Origin of the sequence: Bacillus marasmi, from assembly GCF_902168435.1 — a bacterium.
GTDB classification, from domain to species: domain Bacteria; phylum Bacillota; class Bacilli; order Bacillales; family Cytobacillaceae; genus Bacillus_BU; species Bacillus_BU marasmi.
Genome location: NZ_LR656178.1, coordinates 1 through 16,826, shown reverse-complemented (window position 1 = coordinate 16,826; position 16,826 = coordinate 1). Strand labels below are relative to the sequence as shown.

At 36.3% G+C, this 16,826-nt stretch carries 18 protein-coding genes; 2 read left to right on the top strand and 16 right to left on the bottom strand.

Translation table 11 applies throughout. The annotated features are described in order from the left end of the window. Positions 1–3 precede the first annotated feature (3 nt). The 15 genes from FXW34_RS18055 to FXW34_RS17990 all read right to left on the bottom strand — a co-directional run bounded on the left by FXW34_RS18055 (position 4) and on the right by FXW34_RS17990 (position 14,625). Entirely contained in the window at positions 4–1,524 is a 1,521-nt protein-coding gene (locus FXW34_RS18055) for a sugar ABC transporter ATP-binding protein (protein WP_147535455.1), read from the bottom strand. A gap of 86 nt (positions 1,525–1,610) precedes the next feature. Next, positions 1,611–2,717 (bottom strand): sugar ABC transporter substrate-binding protein, encoded by a 1,107-nt coding sequence (locus FXW34_RS18050; protein WP_147535454.1) that lies wholly within the window; start codon positions 2,715–2,717, stop codon positions 1,611–1,613. Positions 2,718–3,186: 469 nt separating this feature from the next. Next, complete coding sequence (locus FXW34_RS18045; protein ID WP_147535453.1) at positions 3,187–3,483, bottom strand: chorismate mutase; 297 nt, start codon at positions 3,481–3,483, stop codon at positions 3,187–3,189. A 39-nt stretch (positions 3,484–3,522) separates the two neighbouring features. Then, entirely contained in the window at positions 3,523–4,224 is a 702-nt protein-coding gene (locus tag FXW34_RS18040; protein ID WP_147535452.1) for a class I SAM-dependent methyltransferase, read from the bottom strand. Between the two features lie 139 nt (positions 4,225–4,363). Beyond that, positions 4,364–6,811: a M56 family metallopeptidase gene (locus FXW34_RS18035; protein ID WP_147535451.1), complete on the bottom strand. Its 2,448-nt coding sequence runs from the start codon at positions 6,809–6,811 to the stop codon at positions 4,364–4,366. 2 nt (positions 6,812–6,813) lie between these two features. Further along, the gene (locus FXW34_RS18030; protein ID WP_147535450.1) at positions 6,814–7,215 is read right to left on the bottom strand and encodes a BlaI/MecI/CopY family transcriptional regulator; all 402 of its coding nucleotides are present in this window, start codon (positions 7,213–7,215) and stop codon (positions 6,814–6,816) included. Positions 7,216–7,412: 197 nt separating this feature from the next. Continuing rightward, positions 7,413–7,586 carry a hypothetical protein gene (locus FXW34_RS23050; RefSeq protein WP_187119017.1) on the bottom strand — a complete coding sequence of 58 codons (174 nt, stop codon included), beginning with the start codon at positions 7,584–7,586 and terminating at the stop codon, positions 7,413–7,415. 108 nt (positions 7,587–7,694) lie between these two features. Continuing rightward, positions 7,695–8,339, bottom strand: a complete 645-nt coding sequence (locus FXW34_RS18025; protein WP_147535449.1) for a bifunctional 4-hydroxy-2-oxoglutarate aldolase/2-dehydro-3-deoxy-phosphogluconate aldolase — start codon at positions 8,337–8,339, stop codon at positions 7,695–7,697. A 471-nt stretch (positions 8,340–8,810) separates the two neighbouring features. Continuing rightward, a complete protein-coding gene (locus tag FXW34_RS18020) occupies positions 8,811–9,767 on the bottom strand; it encodes an ABC transporter permease (protein ID WP_147535448.1) in 957 nt (318 codons plus the stop codon). Next, complete coding sequence (locus FXW34_RS18015) at positions 9,767–10,693, bottom strand: ABC transporter ATP-binding protein (protein WP_246141171.1); 927 nt, start codon at positions 10,691–10,693, stop codon at positions 9,767–9,769. The genes FXW34_RS18020 and FXW34_RS18015 overlap by 1 nt, the downstream gene beginning before the upstream one ends. After that, positions 10,674–11,387: an ABC transporter ATP-binding protein gene (locus tag FXW34_RS18010; protein ID WP_147535447.1), complete on the bottom strand. Its 714-nt coding sequence runs from the start codon at positions 11,385–11,387 to the stop codon at positions 10,674–10,676. The genes FXW34_RS18015 and FXW34_RS18010 overlap by 20 nt, the downstream gene beginning before the upstream one ends. Beyond that, positions 11,388–11,720, bottom strand: coding sequence for a GntR family transcriptional regulator (locus FXW34_RS18005; RefSeq protein ID WP_147535566.1), 333 nt, complete (start codon positions 11,718–11,720; stop codon positions 11,388–11,390). A gap of 36 nt (positions 11,721–11,756) precedes the next feature. Then, positions 11,757–12,536: a hypothetical protein gene (locus tag FXW34_RS18000; protein WP_147535446.1), complete on the bottom strand. Its 780-nt coding sequence runs from the start codon at positions 12,534–12,536 to the stop codon at positions 11,757–11,759. Positions 12,537–12,760: 224 nt separating this feature from the next. Continuing rightward, entirely contained in the window at positions 12,761–13,501 is a 741-nt protein-coding gene (locus FXW34_RS17995; RefSeq protein ID WP_147535445.1) for an HAD family hydrolase, read from the bottom strand. A gap of 152 nt (positions 13,502–13,653) precedes the next feature. Beyond that, complete coding sequence (locus tag FXW34_RS17990; protein ID WP_147535444.1) at positions 13,654–14,625, bottom strand: ribose-phosphate diphosphokinase; 972 nt, start codon at positions 14,623–14,625, stop codon at positions 13,654–13,656. 222 nt (positions 14,626–14,847) lie between these two features. On the opposite strand from FXW34_RS17990, the gene FXW34_RS17985 reads away from it, so the two are divergent. Together FXW34_RS17985 and FXW34_RS17980 are read left to right on the top strand one after the other, a co-directional pair. Continuing rightward, positions 14,848–15,093, top strand: a complete 246-nt coding sequence (locus FXW34_RS17985) for a DUF2164 domain-containing protein (protein ID WP_147535443.1) — start codon at positions 14,848–14,850, stop codon at positions 15,091–15,093. Between the two features lie 128 nt (positions 15,094–15,221). Then, positions 15,222–15,728, top strand: coding sequence for a CBO0543 family protein (locus tag FXW34_RS17980; protein WP_342780824.1), 507 nt, complete (start codon positions 15,222–15,224; stop codon positions 15,726–15,728). A gap of 62 nt (positions 15,729–15,790) precedes the next feature. On the opposite strand, the gene FXW34_RS17975 is transcribed toward FXW34_RS17980, so the two are convergent. Beyond that, positions 15,791–16,826, bottom strand: a 1,036-nt coding sequence (locus FXW34_RS17975; protein WP_281292947.1) for a transglycosylase domain-containing protein, incomplete at its 5' end; no start/stop codon positions are given.

The following is a 16,826-nucleotide window of genomic DNA, read 5'->3' as shown; positions in this document are numbered from 1 at the left end:
CTCCTATTGCGTTGCAAGTTCCATAATATTTTCTTGGTTGGCCTCATCTACCGATAGCTCACCCTTGATTTTACCCTCTGCCATAACATAAATTCGATCGCTCATACCAAGTACTTCACCGAGCTCTGAGGAAATCATGATAATGCTCATGCCTTCACTTATCAGCTTGTTCATGATAGTATAAATTTCAAATTTTGCCCCAACGTCAATGCCTCGTGTTGGTTCATCTAATATTAACAACTTCGGTCCTACAAACAGCCACTTCCCTAAGCTCACCTTCTGCTGGTTACCACCACTTAAATTGCCAACAATTTGTTCAATCGAAGGCGCTTTAATATTCATAGATGTCTTATAGCTATTTGCGATATTAATTTCTTCATTACTATTGATAATTCCACTTTTAGCAATCCCATGGAGATTGGCAGCAGATATATTATTTTTGATATCCTGAATCAAGAATAGTCCGTCGCCTTTTCGGTCCTCCGTCACATAAGCGATTCCAGCTTTTATCGCATCACGCGTATGTGGCAAGCTTCGCGAAGAACCCTCTAAAACTAAATCACCTTGCAGCTTATAGGATTTAGGATTACCAAATATACTTAGCGCAAGCTCTGTTCGTCCCGAGCCCATCAAGCCAGCAATTCCAACAATCTCACCTTTTTTCACATGCAGGTCAACATCTTTTACAACTTTACGACCTAACTGCGGATCGTAGGCAGACCATTTATGGAGTTCTAAAATCTTCTCACCAAATTGTTTATTATTACGTTTCGGATATATATCATCAATCTCTCGACCGACCATGTTCTTAATTATGATGCTTTCAGAAATTTCACCCTTTGCCTTATCAAGTGTACAAATGGTTTGACCATCACGTAAAACTGTCGCTTTATCCGCGATGGAAATAACTTCCTTAAGCTTATGTGAAATCATTATACAGGTAATTCCCTGCTTTTTAAGTTCTCGCAACAGCTCCAACAGGTTTTCACTGTCGTCTTCATTTAGTGCCGCAGTCGGCTCGTCCAAAATAAGTAGCTTTACGTTTTTACTCAATGCTTTAGCGATTTCGACTAACTGTTGTTTACCAACGCCTAACTCTTTTACCAATGTTTCAGGATTTACTTTTAGCTTTACTTTTTCAAGCATTTGCTTAGACTGAACAATTGTCTTATTCCAATCAATAAATGCTCCGCGCTTCACTTCATTACCCGCATAAATATTTTCATAGACTGTCAAATCAGGAAACAATGCCAACTCTTGATAAATAATCACAATACCGGTATTGACACTATCGTTAATTTTGTTAAACTTTTGAACTTTACCTTCAAATACAATATCGCCCTCATACGTTCCATATGAATAAACACCGCTTAGCACCTTCATCAATGTTGATTTCCCAGCACCATTCTCCCCAATTAAGCAGTGAATCTCGCCTTTTTTCACTTTAAAATTAACATTGCTAAGTGCTTTGACACCTGTGAACTCTTTAGAAATTTGATTCATTTCCAAGATATACTCGCTCATCCAAGATCCCTCCTTAACACACCAACTTACAATGAAGGAATAGTGATAGATGCTCTATCACTATTCCTTAAACTACCTATGTTTTCTTATTTCAAACCAGTGAATTCGCTTTCTTTGTAGTACTTAGACTCGATAAGTTCTTTCTTAACATTGTCTTTGTCCACTACGATAACATCAGTTTGTTTTGCTTTTACATCTTTGTTTCCATTGTCGTAAGAACCAGTTGTTTCCGGCTTATCACCATCAAGGATCTTAACGGCCATATCCATCGCATCTTTAACTAGAGTACGAACATCCTTGAATACTGTCATAGATTGCTTGCCATCAATGATGTACTGGATAGAAGCTTTTTCAGCATCTTGACCTGTAATAACAAAGCTTGAAACCGCTTTGTCAGTACCAAATACATCAGCGATTGAACGAGCAGTGCCATCATTTGGAGCAAGGATAGCTACATTACCTTTTAAGTCATCGCTTGCAGCAGTTAAGTGAGTTTGAGCTTTGTTTTTCGCATCACTTGGCTCCCAGTTTGTTGTAACCTGGCCGATGATTTTACCTAATTGGTCACGTGAGAGATCAGCTTTATCTTTTAAGCTTTCAGCTTCTTTAGAGTTAGCGATTTTGAATGTGCCATCAGCGATTTTTGGTTGAAGCACGCTCCAAGCACCTTCGAAGAATAAGAATGCATTGTTATCAGAAGCAGCACCAGCATAAAGGTATAACGGTACGTTTGTTCCTTCAACGTTGTCAACTAAATATTGAGCTTGAGCGGCACCAACTGCAAGGCTGTCAAAAGTTACATAGTAATCAACAGCATCAGTATTTGTGATTAGACGGTCATAAGAGATAACTGTAATTCCCTCTTTTTTAGCAGCTTCAACTGCAGCTGCAGCAGCATCACCATCTTGAGGACAAATAATTAAAACTTCGATACCTTTGTTGATTAATGTTTCAACGTTTTCTTTTTCCTTAGCAGAAGAACCTTGGCTGAACAAAATCTCTGTAGTATAGTCCGTACCATCTAGAGCATCCTTGAAGCGTTGTTCGTCTTGAACCCATCTTGGCTCATCTTTTGTTGGAAGAACGATCCCTACGCTAATCTTGCTATCACTACTATTACCGCAACCAGTAATAATTAGTGCGAACATGATTGCAGCAATCATTAGAGAAATTGTTTTCAAGCTTTTTTTCATCTGTATTCCCCTTTCAAGGCTAGTAATTTGTCTTACAAGGCTAATTATAGCTTGTATGCGCTTTCGTGAAAGCGTTATCACTAGCACTCTTTTAATATCATCTATACTTTTTTAATATATTATCGGGACTAAGGGTTACCCGGGGTGTGCGAGGTTGATTTTTTGTTGTTTGAGGAGTGGTTTTGGTAGATTGGTTACTGATGGGATGTGGTAATCGTAGTTAGGTTATCAATATTATCTGTTGGTAACAATTTGATAGAAATAATTTCGATTTTTGTTACCAATAGGGCTGATTGGTAACAGTTTCTTATAATATGTAGTGTGATTTGTTATCAATAGAGGTTATTGGTAACAGTTTTTAAACATGGACGCGATTTTTTGTTACCAATCCTTTGACTTTTCCACTAGATTTTCTAATTTGAAAATCTCACACAAAAATGCTCAGAACACGGAGCTCTGAGCATTTTTATCATTGTTTGTTATTTATTTTTGAATGATGAATTAATTCTTCATTGATAAAACAAGTTATCATCGTTCTGTATACTTGTTCAATAATTTGGGGATTAACATCGTTTTTTTCTGCAATGGCCTTAACTTTTTGAATAACGGCCTCAACTCGTTCGGGGGCTTTTACATCATCGGTGTCGGTCTTGAATTTTGCAGCTTGCTCAACAAATTTACTTCTTTCACTTATTAACTTTACTATTTGTCGATCGAGGTTATCAATATTTTCTCTTACCTCATTGATATTCTTACACTCTAGCATCTTACTAGCTTCCTCCCAATCTACTTATGTTAAGGATGATTATTTACTTATTTTTAGCATAGAGTTAGCATTTAATTGAAATTCATATCTTACAGTTTCTTCCTCGCAAGTATACCCACTTTTGGATAGATCATGAATTAATTTATCTAAATCTGCATACCTTTGTCCGCTAAGATCAACGAGTGGGAAAATTCGCACTTCCTCCTTCGCAACACGTAATAACTCATTTAATGTATCCTGGTGAAACTGGTAATCTAAGCGATCCCCATACATAAATAGAAAATGTGCGGAGAGGACAACGTCGAATTGGTCATCATCAAATGGTAAGGACGGTAAAATAACAGGAATGTACCGTTCACACCTATTCATCATATCGTCAACACAATTATGAAGTGCACTTAAGCGATGTTTTCTTAGACCTTCAATATCGCGAAAATAATTCCAACGATAATTCTTTTGGGAAAACCTCATTTTTCCCATTGCGTGTTCGATATCTAACAAACCTTTACTTTTCAAGTCACTAATGTCGTGATAATAAGCAATATCACAAGCTGTTATGTCAAAACCTTTTCTATTGCCCACAGCACTAAATGAACAGGCTCCGGCTGGACAATCAAGAATCGTCTTACTTTTTAATTCATCCTCAGGTAGTGAGAACATCGCCATATACTCCTCAAAGGTTCTCCCGATGAAAACAATCCTTTCCAAATCCAACTTGCTGCTACTCTCAACTTGACTCAACTTAACTCACCTCTTCTAAAATAATAATTACATATTAACACACAAATTGGAAAATTTAACCTGTAAACCGTTTAATACTGGGAAGTCTTAAAAAAAGAAAAGTGCGAATACCAATGAAAAGTATTCGCACCCTAATTTGTTACTCAGTAATCTTTACAAACGTTGGCAATAGTCCTTTTGTTTCATCTAAACTAATTCCTTGTAAAACCATTTCGTATTTATAGTCACCTAAACTCCCAATCAGGTGGATATCTGGAGTATTCTTTACTTCATACGCACTCCATTTGATACCATTGAACTCGAATGTTTCGAGTTTGTTTCCTCTGTCAGTTCCAAAATCACCAATTGATTTCACAACAGATTTTTTGTGATAGGATCTTACATAAATCACACGGGAAATATGATCATCTTCAACATCTTTATTGTAGTAATAAACAAAGTACGCATGATAATATTTTTTATATTTTTCCAGACTAGCAGAGAAAAGTTGCAGGTCTGGATTTGAAAATTCAAATAATGACGGGACTTTAGTTCGAATTATTTTAACTACATCTTCCACCTCTTCCTTCTTATTATCTGCATGTTCAATAACCTCTATATCTTTCTCTCTTTTGTCTTTATATGGAAGCTCGCCCAATTTTAATTCTTGATAATCTTTCAATGCTGGTACGAATTGTGTTTTGTTAATCGGAACATTTACAGACAAACTTTCTGGGTGAAGATAACTGATGATGTCCCCCTTGTCATTGTAAATTTCACGTTTTAATAAAAATCCAGTATCTTTATCTACCCAAAAACGAAACGCTCTTACATCTGGTTGCATATCATTAATGATACTGTTATCAATTTTTCCAAATAAAACAATTGTATTATGCCCAAGCAGCTTTTCGTTCTGATTCTCAATTTCCCATAGGTTTGTAAATCTTAAATACTTGGATGTTTCCTCATAAGGAAAGATCGTCCCAGATGCAATTCCTATTGGAGGTCTTTCTCTAAACTTATCCCTTGAATCGTAAATTTTATTTAGTTCAATTGAAAAAGCGTCTTCTGGTGTAACCTTTTCCTTTTTGGGCTCAACCTTATAATCATGTATTTGATAAATCATCCTATCTGGGTTTAATGTCCATAAAGTTTTATCATTATAATATTCTTCTACATTTTGTACGCTAGTTATTTCAAGATTTTCATCAGGGACATGCATATATTTTTCGTATCCACCAATTACATCCTTATTACTAATTTGGAATTCGAACTTTACTGTTCCTGTCGATTCTCCATTATATTGATCACGACTTTCAAATTTCCCTACCGCGGTGTGAAAATAGTCCACTGTATTTAATAGTTTAAATACTACCTCTTCTTTCGACATTTCCTCATACGACTCTTTCTTTATAGGTGGAGTGTAGATTGAGCCATTCTTTTCATTTTGTGTTGATTCTTTAGTTTTAGTCGCTTCCTCATGCTTCTCATTTGAGCCCTGTGCTTGTGTATTAATTAAGGAAAAAACTGAAACAATTATGATCGTAAAAATACCGAGAGCTGACCAGCGGTACGATTTTTTTTCGAATTTTTTAATCAAAATAATTCTCCTCTTTATACTACGTTTATTCCTACTTAAATTTGCTAAACTTGGTGTTTGATAGTATTTTGCGTATTTTTCTAAGAGACTGATGATTGTATTTCCATAGGAAAGTTTTTCGTCATCAGCCATAAAGGTCAGTGCATACGCATCGCAGGCAAGCTCTTGATCCTCCCGCATACAGTAGTAGGCCCACCAAAGAATCGGATTAAACCAATTTAGGATGAGTAAAATATGCATGAGCCAATTAACACCAACATCACGACGTTTGATATGTGATAATTCATGCAAAAAGATATGCTGCAATTGTTGATCAGTTAATTGATTGATTAACAAATTTGAAATAAGTATTTTCGGACGAAAGTAACCAAGAACCGTGGGACTTGAGATATTTCCAGATAATTGTAATGGGATAGAGCGCTTTATCGACATTGACTTCTTACAATTCTGAAGTATGGTTAATACACGATTGTCCGTAACCACCGGCTTATGCTTAATGTAGTTATGTAGCTTTCTATTTATTAAATAAGTCCCAATGCTAAATATCAAAACTCCCGCTAACCAAATGACATAGGCCACATTATATATGGAAATCGGCGTTTCTTTTTTCTCATTTTGCGTAGTTATAGTTTCACTATTCAGTTCCTTTGGGACAGGCAAGTTACTAGTCTCAAAAAGGTTTTCATCTACACCTTGATTTGAACTAGGTTTACTCAATTCAGGTACTGATCCATTTTTTGGCGCAACTTCAGTTTCATTTTCCCCTGTCACTATTTCAGTTTCTTTTGGTAAAAATGAGTAAATACTAAAATCCAGTGGTGACCAAGGAACTATCATTCTGACTATTAATACAAACCACAGAAGATAATGCCACCGGGGTGACAGCCTACTTTTTAATAAAGTTTTAATAATTAAAATTAGACAGACTAGCAAGCTAGCATAAATGGATGTTTCAATAATCCAGTCAAAAAGTTGCAAAAAGTAATGATTCATAAAAATGTCTTTCATTGCTACTGGTCCTTCCTATTTACCTCTTCTGACTTTTCTTCTAAGATGCGTTTTAGTTCGTTAATGTCTTCAGGCGATAATTTTTCTTCTTTTAGAAAGTTTACTAGCAACGGTTTTAAGGCCGCACCATAAAATCTGTTTAATAACGATTTTGTTTCAACTTGAAGATAGCTTTCTTGAGATACTAACGGAAAATAGGCATACATACTGCCTTTCTCCTGATGATAGGAAACTGCTTCCTTTTGCACTAATCTGTTAATCAGTGTACGGATGGTTTTTGGCTTCCAATCCATCATAGGCTCTAGGTGTTCGATGATTTCATTTGCGGTTTGTGGAGATTTTGTCCAGAGAACTTTCATTATTTCCATTTCCGCATCTGAAATTTTAGGAAGATTTTTTGTCATTTAATATATACCTCCGATATTACAAACGTAATCTATAATTGATATTACAAGCGTAATCCAATATTGTCAACCAGTTTTGGATAAAAATGTATATTGCAAGCTACTTTCAATACAAAAAAAGGGGGCAATTTATCCACTACTACAAATAGGATAAATTGCCCTAAATCTAACAATATATGATTTTTACTTTTGTATTTTTACCGAGGTTTATGATGATTTTTGAATAATGATAATCCGTATAATTCAATGGCCATTCCAATAAGCATACCAATTCCAGTAATGTACGCTGGAACATCAAGTGTTAAATTTAATAGTAGTGATACACTCAAAATGATCAAACCTAAGCCAATAAGCGTGTCAGGATATTTCATTTTACAATGCCCCTCCTTAACAAAAATGTCCAAAGGTTAATAATGTACTTGTATAAGACAATTATAACTCTTTTATTGAGGGGTTTCCAATAATTACCTCTACAATGATTAATGCCTTGCTTCTTGAACCTTTAATAAATATTGACTAGCAATTTGGCTTACTTTTTCATAATCTCCTAGTTTTGCTGGTGCAATTAAACTATCGCCAATTCCAACTGCGACAGAACCATTTTTGAACCAGTCGGCAATATTTTCAAGGCGCACTCCACCTGTTGGCATAATATTGACCTGTGGGAGCGGAGCTTTAACTGCCCGTACAAATTCCGGGCTAAACATATTACCTGGGAACAATTTAATAATGTCCACACCATATTCTAGTGCGGTTTTCATTTCCGTTACCGTCATACATCCAGGCAAATATGGTACTTGATATAAATTACAAAGTTTAGCTGTCTGAGCATCGAAGGTCGGACTTACAATAAATTGTGCTCCGGCTAAAATCGCAATCCTTGCTGTTTCTGCATCTAAAATTGTACCTGCTCCAACAACGACTTCGCTTGAATTGCCATATTGAGCAGCAATTGCCTGAATTGCCTCATTTGCTCCCGGTGTTGTATAGGAAATCTCAATGCTCTTGATTCCACCTGCTACTAGTGCATCAAATATCTTAACAGCCTCTTCTTTTGATTCAGTGCGAATAATTGCGACGATTCCGCAATCCGTAATTGTCTTTAATATATTTACCTTTTTCATATGTACAATCTCCTTTTTTTGTTACTGAATAATGTATTGACACCTCATTTTTTGTTGGGCTTGAAAATTAAGTACCCAATCAGCCTCATTGGCACCTTCTTTTAATACAGTGCTAGAAAATTAAATAGCCAATCGGCCTCATTGACCCCTTCTTTTTATTCAGTGCTAGAAAATTAAATAGCCAATCGGCCTCATTGGCACCTTCTTTTTATACAGTGCTTGAAAATTAAGTAGCCATTCGGCCTCATTGACCCCTTCTTTTTATACAGTGCTGGAAAAATAAGTAGCCAATTAGTCTCGTGTATGACCCATCACTCTATTAATTATAAAATAATTATAAATATTAAGACACATCATTTTACTTTTCGTCAATTCTCCCAACAAAACCCAATTTTTTCCCTTCCAATAACATTACAAGAAATCACAAAAAATCGGGTGCGCAACATGCACCCGACCCATTCACTATTTTTATCATGAAGCAACGTCACGCTTAGCAAATACCGTAAACGCCAACACTTGAAACACAAGATAGTACACAATGAGCATGACAATTGAAAACGTCAATGTCATCGATTCGATTGGTGGGACTCCATCGAAATACATAGTTAAATTAGTATTTGCGAATAAAATATACTTGGCCCACTCAAATTTTGTTGCAAGGAGCATTGTTGCTGTCTGCCCCATAAACATCAGGAATAAGGCAATTCCAATTGCTAAATTACTATTGCGGAATACAGCTGAAATCATAAATGCCATCGTTGCCAGCATTAATAAGTCAATCGAACTTAATAAATACTCCACAATGAGTTGTACAACCAAACTCCGTTCGACAACTTCACCATCAAAATAGGCTAAATGAGAAATGTTACCCTCCGGAAAGCCAAAGAAAATTGCACCTGCAATCCAGGAAAAAACAAATAGAGTGGCCAATAACGTGAGTCCAAATAGCAATACCGTTAAATATTTTGATAATAATATTTTTGTACGGCTTATTGGCCGTATTAATAGGAGCTTCACTGTACCCCATGAAAATTCAGAAGATACCATTCCAGCAGCGACAACAATGACAAATATCCCGACAAAACTAATGATTTGTTCCGCGTCCCGAACAAACACCCAAACATGTTTTTCTGATTCTGGAGCAATGTTGTGCTCAACTTTGTATTTATTAACTGCAATCGCGCGCTCATAGTACATTTTCATGTTCGCATTGGCTTTGCCAACTCCTTTAAGGGCAATGGTATCATCCTTTATTTGCTGCTGAAGCGCTTCTTTCCATTTTGGATTCTCTTGGGGAGGATTTTTAATTTCGTCATATTTGTAGACACCAGCAACCCCCATTACTAAAAGGATCACTAAGCCAACCATTACAAGTGTCCCTGTTCTCCTAAAAAGCTTCGCCCATTCATTCACGATTAATTTTCCCATTATGCTTCACTCCCCAATCTCGTAGTGATTTCTAAGAATCGATCTTCTAAAGATTTCGAAATCGCTTCTACAGAAAACACATCAACTTCATTGTGAATTAACTCCCGCACAATATTAGGAATATCTTCTCTAGTGGCCTGTATAACAAAACCTTTGTTCGTCATTTTCGCCTTCCATTTATCTTGAAGCCAGGAAACAATCTCATTAAGCGGACCTGTTTCAAATTCATAGTTTATCTGTTCCTGTTGAACAAAATCATTGACCTGTTGAATATCAATTAACTCACCACTTTGAATAATCGCAATTCGATCACACATTAATTCCATTTCTGAAAGTAGATGACTAGAAACAATGACACTCATTCCTTTATCACGAGCCAGCATTCTTAAGTGGTCGCGAATTTCCTTTATACCAGCAGGGTCTAATCCATTCGTTGGTTCATCAAGGATTAATAACTTTGGATCATGCAATATGCACTGCGCGAGACCAAGGCGCTGTCTCATTCCGAGTGAATAGGTTTTAACTTTGTCATGTATTCTCGCTTCAAGACCTACGAGCTTTACAACTTCATCAATTTTAGCTTTCGAAACTCCTTCATGCATGCGAGCATACTGAAGTAGATTTTGATAGCCAGTTAAAAATTTATACATTTCAGGGTTTTCTACAATTGCCCCAATTTGCCTAACTGCCCCCTCAAAATCCTTCTTGATGCTTTTACCGTTTACGATAATATCGCCTTCACTTAGTCGCATCAACCCAACGATCATCCGAATTGTTGTGGTTTTACCTGCACCATTTGGACCTAGGAAGCCAAAAACCTCCCCTTCGTTAACCGTAAAGCTCAAGCCTTTAATGATTTCTTTTCCATTAATCGTTTTCTTTACATTCTCTAATGCTAATAAGTGCTCATAGATGTCCCTCCTCAAACTTGATAGATAATTCCTTAAACCATTTCAACACCGATAATCCTTGATTCTCCCGGAGCTCCTCTACATTTACATGACCTATTATGTCTCCATTAATAAGTGCAATAGCTTCGTCTAATAGAGGCTCAATTTCGTTAATTTCATGGGTTGCAATCACAATGATTTGGTTTTCAAAATCAATAAATTTCAATAAGCTTTTCACAATTGAATCCCTTACCATCGGATCCAAACCAGAAAATGGTTCATCAAGTAGGATAACCTCTGTATCTCGAGCAAGCGTCGTCACTAATTTCAATCTTCCCCGATTACCTTTTGACAAGGAACGAACCTTTTTAGTCGGATCAAGCTTCAACTCATTTAGGAGCTTAAGTGCTTTTTCCATATTAAAATTAGTAAACTGACTGTTAACGTATTCAACTGTTTCTCGTACAGTAAAAGCATCGTAAAACATATCAAGCTCAGTTAAGTAGGCAACATCGCTACAAGTTTTTCTAGTCACAGGCGTTTCATCTATTGAAATAGCACCATTATCTGGAAACACTAAGCCCGTCATTAATTTTAATGTTGTCGATTTGCCGCTCCCATTTGGACCTAGCAAACCGTAAATCTTCCCTTTTTCAAAGGAAAAATTAATATTTCGTAACGCTTCTGTCTTGCCATATTGTTTGTAAACATTCTGAAGGACGATTCCCATTTAATAATCCTCCCCGATGTATTTTTGGAGGAGTGTGATCATTTGTCGTTTTTTTATGCCGATTTCCTCCATCTGATTGACAAACGACTTGATAATTTCATTCTGCATCGATTCTCTTATTTGCAATAACATTTCTGTGTTTTCACAAACAAAGGTCCCTTGTCCTCTTCTGGTTTCCACAATATTCATCCTTTCTAACTCACTATAAGTTCTTTGGATTGTATTAGGATTAACCCCCATTGTGACTGCCATTTCCCGAACCGACGGCAATTTCTCTCCAGCCTTACGAATTTCTTGAAGAATCTCGATAATGAGCTTATCAACGATTTGCATATATATTGGTTTTGAAGACTGAAACTCAACCACAACTCACACCTCGACTTTCCGCTCAAGGACTTTTGCCGAAATGAAAAATAGTAAAATGGTTAAAATGATGAAATGCACAAGAGGAATCACCGGTACTTCCGTTACACCGAGAATTACATTCCAATTGTCATCCTCAAATCGGAGAATACCATCCGAAAAAACGTCCAATCTATACTTGAAAATAAAATCTTTTAACCCCTCAATTCTCAAGATAAGTGATTCAATGATGTTATAGCTCGCCATAATAAGAAGGACTAAAATCGAGCGGATGAGCTTGCTACTAATCCTTTGTTTTAAGCTTTGAAAAAGTGTCCAATAAAAGGTTAACCAACAAGCGAAATATAGCCCCATTATTAATAGTCCGAAATTAATAACGGCAATTGATTGTGCAAAATCTGCTAAACTTAGTTGGTTATATACTGATTTTCCATACCAATACAAGCTAAAACCAGAAAAAATCGTAAGGAATATCTGAGTGACAAATTGATATGAAAGGATGACAATCAGCTTTGATAGAAGCAAATGTGCACCACTCTGTGAAGTATAAAGCCATAGCTGATTTTTAGCTTCAATGTTTAATATTACGAACATCATCACTGGTGCAAATACGAAATGCCCAAGCGTTATCATAACAATAACTGGATAGGTCCCAGCTGGTTGGACTGTATATGCCGAAATAGCGACGCCAATAATCATCATCAGCAAGACTGCTCCGACCCAGGTCAAAAATAAGATTCTGGAAATCCGAAAATCTTTTTTAAGCAATCCGTGTAAAGGACTCATTTACGTTTCTCCTTTATGAATGTATTAGTGTACTATCCAAATAGTACACTAATACATTCATAAATACAACATAATAATTGTAAATTTACTGGTAACATTCTCGCTTTTTTTACTACAATTAAGCAAAAAAACAAGCCATCATATTCATGACGACTTGTGGTGAATATATATTATTACATTTCGATTTTCCTATCCAATTCTATCCTTGACATCCATTGCACCAATCAATAATAGCTTTCATCAACTACATATTGATGAATCGCATCTGGTACCTCGCGGAGTGAATTTAATTGAAAGTATGCTCTTTTGGGTTCAACATCAACTTCAACTTCGTTGTACTTCCATTCAGATTCGGCTGGAATATAAATCGCATTAATTTCCATTTTTAGTGCTGGTAAGATATCTGTTCTTAAGGAATTTCCAACCATCCAAGTTTTATATGGATCTGCATCAATCGTTTTTAAGATATCCGATAGCGCGGTTGTATCTTTATGTTCAGAGATGAAGATTCTATGTTCAAAATAGGTTGTAATTTCTAGCTGTGAAATTTTTCTTAGTTGATTTGCCTCGTCTCCACCCGTGTGCAAATATAATTCATGACCAGCATCCTTTAAGGTACTCAGTGTTTCATTCATATATGGGATCGGTTCTACTGGAATTTCAAAAACCCAAAAACCCAATTCTCTTAAATAATCAATTTCAGATTTATATTTTTCTTTTCCGTATTTTTCACAGTAATATTTATACGTTTTAACAAACGATTCTGGGAAGCGATTTGACGCTAAGCCGTGTACAGAAATAGCATCTAAGTCAAATTCAAGTTGCTTCTGTCTAATATCTTCTCTGGTCAAAGTATCAAACCAAATACTCATTTGGTCGATAAACCTTTCAACGACTGTGTTAAAATATCGATTGCAGTATGCTAAAGTATCGTCCAAATTAAAAAGAATATTTTGTTTCTCCATTTTCCACCGACCCTTTAAGAGATAAGTTTATGTAAGTTATTTTCCCAAAGGGATCGTCCATTCATACGTATCTACCTTCATAATGATAAAATCCTTAGATAAAAAAACAGGATTCGCTCTTCGACAAATGAAAAGCGTATCCTGTTATAGTTTTATAAATGATAACTAAATTCAAATAATGGGCTGACTGGATCTTCATTATGAATGCGTCGAATGGCCTCAACGAGCAACGGCGCTACTGACAGCGTTGTCATTTTTGCAAGCTTTTTATCATCAGATAATTTAATGGAATTCGTAAAAACAAGCTCTTTAATAGGCGATTCTTCGATTTTTACAATTGCTGATTCAAGGAAAACGGCATGTGTTACACAGGCATAAACCTCTTTAGCCCCCGCGTTTATCAGCGCATGCGCTGCATTTGTGATAGTATCAGCGGTATTTATTAAATCATCCACTAAAATCGCAACTTTTCCCTCAACTTGGCCGATGATGTTGATTTCTATTTCTTCAGATGAATCAGGCTCAGGTTCCCGCTTATCAATTAAAGCTAGCGGTGTATGTAGTTCACTGGCCATTTTCCGCGCTCTGGTCACGCTGCCTTTGTGCGGTGCAACAACAACAATGTCATCCAATTCTTTTTCTTCATAGTAATGAGCAAGGATTGGAGCACCACGCAATTCATCAACCGGAATGTCAAAAAATCCTTGTAGCTGTGGAGAATGAAGGTCAATTGTTATAACCCGTGTTGCTCCGGCAGCTTCCAAAAGGTTCGCAACTAGTTTGGCTGTAATCGGTTCACGTGGACGTGCTTGGCGATCCTGGCGTGAATAGCCAAAATAAGGAATTACGCAATTGATTTCTCGCGCTGAAGCTCTTTTCAAGGCATCGACCATGATCAATAGCTCCATCAAATGCGTATTTACTGGCTGTGAAGTTGATTGAACAACATATACATCACAACCACGTACACTTTCATCGATATTAATTTGAATTTCTCCATCACTAAATTGTGTTACGGAGCATTCACCCAATCTACAGCCCAACAACTGGGCCATTTCTGCTGCAAGCTCTTGATTGGAATTTAATGCAAAAAGTCTAAAGTCATTTTTTAGTAGATTATTCACCTTTTTCCCCCTGTGAAGATGTACTCGAATTTTATCGATTAATTATATTTTACTACATACTGAGCGATCGTTCACTGATAAATACGAAAAAAGTCAAATTCTATAACTACATATTTCTACAAAAATTTATTTTTTGTTATTTTTTCTTCCTTGACTTATATATTCGAAAAATATAGCCTTTATAACGATATTCAATAAATTTCAACAAAAAGGAGAGTAATGATGTTTTATAAATTAACAAAAGAACAACAACAAATGATGATTTCAGCCATACAAACCTTTTTCTCTCAAGATCGTGATGAGGAAATTTCTGAATTTGCAGCAGAAAGAGTTCTGGATTTTGTTAAGGAAACACTTGCACCACACTTTTATAATGCAGCTGTTCAAGACGTCAAAATGGTCGTTGAGCAACAATTTGCCTCAATAGAAGAAGAAATCTTAACCCTTGAGCGACCCATAAAAAAATAATCTATTACTTGTATCACATTTATTTTCACAAAAAGAGGTACATATTATTACAAACATCACCTAACTATTTTGGTAAAAAACCAAACTATTGGAAAATATAATAATACTTATACTAAAGGATTGGTGTTATGTATATTTTCATAAATTTAATATATATTGCAATGGGATATAAGTGGGGGGACTGGAGAAATTGGCGGTTGTATTATCCAACAATTCTTTTTCTGATTATTGGGGATTTGTTATACAATTTTTTACTATACAAAAAATCAATGTGGTTATTTCATGATCTTGTGTTGCCTAATCATACTATGATTACCCTATTGGCCATGGTTGTGACCTATTCTGCAACTGTATTAATCTACATAGGGAGGTTCCCTAATGGTTGGATTAAACGGGGATTATGGTTTCTTTTATGGTCAGGTATTTTTTTAACTGCAGAATATTTCAACTTTAAGTTTGGTTTTATTACTTACCATAACGGTTGGAGTTATGGATGGTCAGTTATATTTACTGCGATAATTTTTATAATATTACCGATTCACCATAGAACTCCATTGCTTGCTTGGCTGCTTTCGATCATCATCATCGTTTCATTGCTGCTTATCTTTAATATAAAAATTAGTGATATGAAGTAATCTTTGTAAACTTAAAGGACGGGACCGCTAAAAAAATAGTGGAGCCGTCCCCTCTAATTTATTTAATCATTGTCATCATCGTCCTTATCCTTATCTTCCTTGCCTCCTTTACCGTTCCCTTTACCATTTTGCTTCTCTTCTTTATCCTTATTTTTCTCGTTTTTCTTAGCTTCTTTTTCCCTATTTTTTCTATCCTTCTTATCGTTTTTATCTTCTTCGTCATCGTTGTCCGTATATTGATTCTGGTTGCGCTTTTTAGCATTTTTCCGCTGCTTTTCTTCTTCCTTTAAATGCTTCTCCATTTGTTTATCAATCGCAGTCAGGTTGAATTTTTCTCGGGAAAATTCCGAAATAGAACCAGAAATAATTTCTTTAAAAAGCTTTGGTGAAGTAGCACCACTTGAACCAATCAAATAGTGATTTTCATCAGTTTGATCATAACCAAGCCAAACCGCCCCTACAATCTCGGGAGTAAAACCCACAAACCAGTGGTCCTTAGTTCCAGTTGAATTGGCAAAAGGGAGCTGAGTAGAACCAGTTTTCCCTGCAACGTCTAAACCCTCTACTTGGGCCTTTGTACCTGTCCCTTCCTCAACTACCCCTTTGAGCATATAGGTCATTTTCTGTGCAATGGCCGCATTTGTAACGTTCGTTGTTCTCTGCTTCCATTCGCCAATGACAACTCCATCAGGGTCCTCAATTCTTTGAATCGAGTGTGCATCCACCTTTATTCCATCATTGGCAAACACAGTGTAAGCTTCCGCCATTATCAAAGGGGAAACGCCCTCACTCATCCCACCCAATGCTAAGCTAGGTGAAAAATCATTGTTTGTTAGTGGGATTCCGAACCGCTCTACTGCATTATACCCATCATTCATTCCAATTTTATTCAAAAGCCATACTGGAGGAACATTTAAGGAGTCCTTAACCGCATTATACATGCTTACCTGGCCTCGATACTTTCGATCATAATTCATCGGCTGATAACCGTTTAAATTCAAAGGTTGATCAGATAGTTTATCCCAAATCTCATATCCTTCTTCCAAAGCTGGTGTATAGACAGCGAGTGGCTTCAATGTCGACCCTGGCTGCCGTTTA